Here is a 4,066-nt window from a genome sequence, read left to right on the forward strand (position 1 = left end):
CATGGCGCATTCTGACGCCGGCTCGGTAAGAGGGAGGAGACCATCTCATCGGCGGACAAATAGGTTCCCTACCTATTTGTCCATCACGCCATGACTCTTTAGCCTAAAAGAATGGGCGCAGGTGCGTGGACATGCTGGCCTTCTTCGGGGGAGAGATGGCGTTCGCATTGGCCGCGGCCAATGATGAAACATCCATGCTTCATGTATTAAGCCGCCGGGTTAATATTCGGCTGCGTTCATCTTTGATCCATGCGCCAAGCGTATCGGCGTAGGTCGCAAGCACCTTCCCGGGGGCTGAGGCTTTTCCGGTGGACAGACTTCTACGTCAGCACAGGGTTGTGCCACTGGGCTCATTCTGCTCGGGCATCGGCGCCATGCTCAGACAGCTGGGCCCCGAACCAGCGGTGAATGGCCGTCAGCAAATGCAGATCCGTGGTATCGAAGGTGATCTGCGCGCCTGAGGGGAGGGGCGCGTAGTCGACGTTGATCCGGGAAGCTCCCGCCTGAAGCTCCTTGAGGCCCGGCATGGCTGTGCCATGAAGGTTGGCCGGGTCTGAGTAGTCGCCGTGCCGAAACTTCTCTGTTTCGTGCTGGAGGTGCTGCTGTATGAGCGTCACTTGATCCGCGGCAGCGGGCTCTTTCGCAACGACCTGCTGAACACCGCCGGACTCGGTCATCCTGAAAATATGTACCGTGGCGGACAGCTCAAACGGCATCACGTTCGCAGACATATGATGGACGTGTTCCTGGGGTGTTTGCGCACGCACAGCCGTGCTGTTAAACAGCAACACGACTGCAATAGCGATGGTTGGGCGCACATGGCGGTTCTGATACATGGAGTCGTCCTGTTACGAGGGCAAGTGGATCTCATTGTCGCGCAACTTACTGCGACCATGCAGGTGCATTCGGCTGTCGTCGAACAAAATCTTTGCCCACTGTCGTGAAATATACCTTGTGGCTGGCGATGGCATACATTGATCTCCAATGCCGGCCTGGGCGCTGAAATGGAATCGAATGAGCAATGCAGGCAGGGTCGGCGGTAATGACCTTGATCCCCCCGAGACAGGCGCAGGGGGCGATCCTTGAAAGCCCGGTTTCACTTGCAAACAGCCGGTTGGAACAGTGCCTGAATCGCCTGACCGTGACCTGCTGGCGGGACCGGCTTTCACCGAGGGCCGGCGCGGTGCTGTGACGGGCAGCCGCGCGGCATGGGCACGATCAGGTGGGGATCAGGTTGGAGGTCAGGAACCGGGCTGAAGATCACCCTGTTGCCAGCGGGCTTCGCTGTTGGCCAGGGCCTGGGAAATGGCGTCCAGGTCGGTTGAGGGCAGCTCGGCGGGCAGGGGATCCATGCCTGCACTGGCGAACAGCTGGCCATAGCTGTTGCGAAGTGCGGCATAGGCAAGGTCGCGGCGCAGGTCCGCCTGCAGGGCGTTGAGTTCACCCTGGATCAGGTCGAGTTCGCCGATGCCCTGCGCCTTGTAGCGATTGCGCAGCTGTTCAACGATCTGACCGTCGAGTTGTGCCAGTTCCTGGCTGGTATGGAACTGTCTCTGGGCTTCGTGGAAGTTGGCATTGGCGACATGGACCTGAGCCAGTATCGCCATGGACATTGCCTGGCGACGCGCGTCGGCAACCGCTTCGCTGGCCTTGGCCACATCGATTGCAGCCGGTCCCGAGAGCACGTTGAACAGGTTCCAGGTGACCTTTACGCCGTAGTCGGCCCAGCTCTGGTTGACCAGAAATGAGTTGCTGTCGTAGTGCCTGCCGGCGGAGAACTCAAGCCCCGGCAGCAGTCGCAGCATGGCTTTGCGCGTTTCCGCGGCGCTAATACGCGCCTGATAATCCTGCTCGCGCAGTTCCGGCCGGTTGGCCAGGGCTTCCTCCTCGAGTCGGCTCAGTTCTACCTTCAGCTGTGGTTCCTCGTAGCCGCCGGCAGCGGCCAGCCGGAAGGGCGTGCCCATGGGCAGGTTGATCAGCGCGGCCAGCTCGGTTTTCGCAAGGGACAGCGCCCGGCGCTGCTCCTCGAGCTGGCGGGTGGCTTCGATCAGGGCGCGCTGATAGCTCAGGGCCTGAATCGGGTCGCCAATGCGCTGCTCACTCAGACGCTGGCTGTTGTTGCGTGCGGTATCGACGCGGGCCATCAGGCTGTCAATTTTATGCAACAGCCCCTCGGCGGCCATGGCGCGCCAATAGGCCGAGCGTACGTCCTGAATAATGGTGTGTACAACCTTGCGGCGCCGCTCCTGCACGATCAGGCGCTGGTCGGCTTGCTGCTTGGCGCTGACGTAACTGACGCCGAAGTCCAGTACGTTCCATACCATGGTCAGGTCCGCAACACCGCGCTCGCGATCCTGGGAGGTGGACGGCTCCAGTGACTGGGTGCCGGTCTGAATGCTTTCGCTGCTGGAGGCGCTGATATTGCTGCGTCCGGCATAGCCGGCCTGCAGCGCCAGGCGCGGTAGCATATCGAAACTGGAGAGGTCGAGCTGGCGATTGGCCAGCGCCTCTTCCATGACCTTTAGACGGCCCTCAAGGTTGTATTTCAGGGCGCGTGCCATGGCATCGTGCAGTGTCAGTTCGCCGGCCAGCGGCTCCTGATCCTTGAACATGTTGAGCAGGTCGGTCTTGGCGCGTTGCTCGCTGATACTGCGATCAATCGGCTGGCTGGTGACAGCGCAGCCACTCATGGCCAGCACCAGCAGGCTGGTGCTGAATAGTTTATGGCGTGTTTTCATCCTTGGGCCGCCCCCTTGTCGCGGCTGAATTTCTGGTCGCATTCCTGATCAGGCATGTGGTTCGCCAGACTGAATCCCGCCCAAAGCTCTGGCAAGTTGATCTATCTGACGTTGCTCGGTGTTCTGCATTTGCTGTAACTGCTGGCCCAGTGTTGGAGCGCCGAAACCGGGTGTACCAAAGGCTTCGCGCAACCCGGTTTGTACCGATACGGGTTCCAGTTCTGAGTCAGGGTCGAAAATATTCGACAGGGCACTGTGGCCAAAAACACCGGCGTCGCCCCCACCAAATCCGAGAAAGCCCTGGCCGTTGCCATTGCCGGCAAAAACCTGGGCGATATAACTGGGTGCCGGGGCTCCATTATTGATAAAGAGGGCGCTTAGGGTCGGTATACCACTGCCGAGTGTCGGCGCAGCAAAGAGCTGCGGTGGCTGCAACGGCGACTGGTACGGTGAAGGTGGTATATCAGCTATGGCCGGTGCGAGCAGAGGATATGCCGCGCTCGCAGGATTGGCACCGAGGGTGCTGGTGCGGAACTCCGGATCGCCGCCAAGGGCTGCAATGGCGTAACTCGGGCCGGTCAGCCCGACAGCAAGGGCGTTGCCCGCCGTATCGGTAATGCCAGTGCCCGTGGCATTCAGTGCCAGGCGCAGCAAACCATTGCCCTCGATACCGCTGACCTGTACCCGATAGGTACGGGCATCGATCTGCTGCACGCTATCCAGGATCCCGCTCGCGGTACCGGTATCCAGCAGGCTGAAGTCGCCGAGGTCAACGCCGGACACGTCTTCGTTGAAGACCAGTTCGAACGACAGCTCCCCGGTCGCCAGGACGTTGTCTTCATGCAGGCTAATCGAGGCGGCAGTGGGGGCCACGCCGTCGACCAGTACCGCCGTGGTGGAGCCGACACTATTGAGTGCGCTGGCGGCATCGTTGCCGGCTGTGTCACGCAGGGCACCACCGTTGAGCTCGATATTCGAGCCGAGTGTCACTCCACCGGTATCGAGCTGGCCGCTGACGACAGTCAGCCGGAACACCAGCGCAGTGCTGCCGGATCCGGAAACGTAACTGGCATAGACGGTGCCGCCGGTATCGAGGCTGACCGCCAGGCGCGGGGTGCCGCCGGTGGTATCAACCTGCACCGCTTCACTGAAATTGACGCTGAAATCGAGTTCCTGGCCTGGGGTATAGGTGCCGTTGGCGGGAGCCGAAACCGAGGTGACGGTTGGAGCCAGGGTGTCGATGCCGTAGTTGTTGGAGGAGGTAGCACCGCTGCCGGTATTGCCCGCGCTATCCGCAACGCCGCTGTTATCCAGGCTGATGAGGTTGG

The 4,066-nt window shown here is 60.9% G+C and carries 3 protein-coding genes; all 3 read right to left on the minus strand.

What is annotated here, in order from left to right:
* Positions 1-350: 350 nt before the first annotated feature.
* Positions 351-836: a hypothetical protein gene (locus MRS74_RS23430; RefSeq protein ID WP_254582703.1), complete on the minus strand. Its 486-nt coding sequence runs from the start codon at positions 834-836 to the stop codon at positions 351-353.
* Positions 837-1,241: 405 nt separating this feature from the next.
* Complete coding sequence (locus tag MRS74_RS23435; protein ID WP_254582704.1) at positions 1,242-2,738, minus strand: TolC family protein; 1,497 nt, start codon at positions 2,736-2,738, stop codon at positions 1,242-1,244.
* Positions 2,739-2,786: 48 nt separating this feature from the next.
* On the minus strand, positions 2,787-4,066 hold a 1,280-nt coding region (locus tag MRS74_RS23440; protein WP_254582705.1), incomplete at its 5' end, for a hypothetical protein.

The organism is Marinobacterium sedimentorum (assembly GCF_024267675.1).
GTDB lineage: Bacteria > Pseudomonadota > Gammaproteobacteria > Pseudomonadales > Balneatricaceae > Marinobacterium_A > Marinobacterium_A sedimentorum.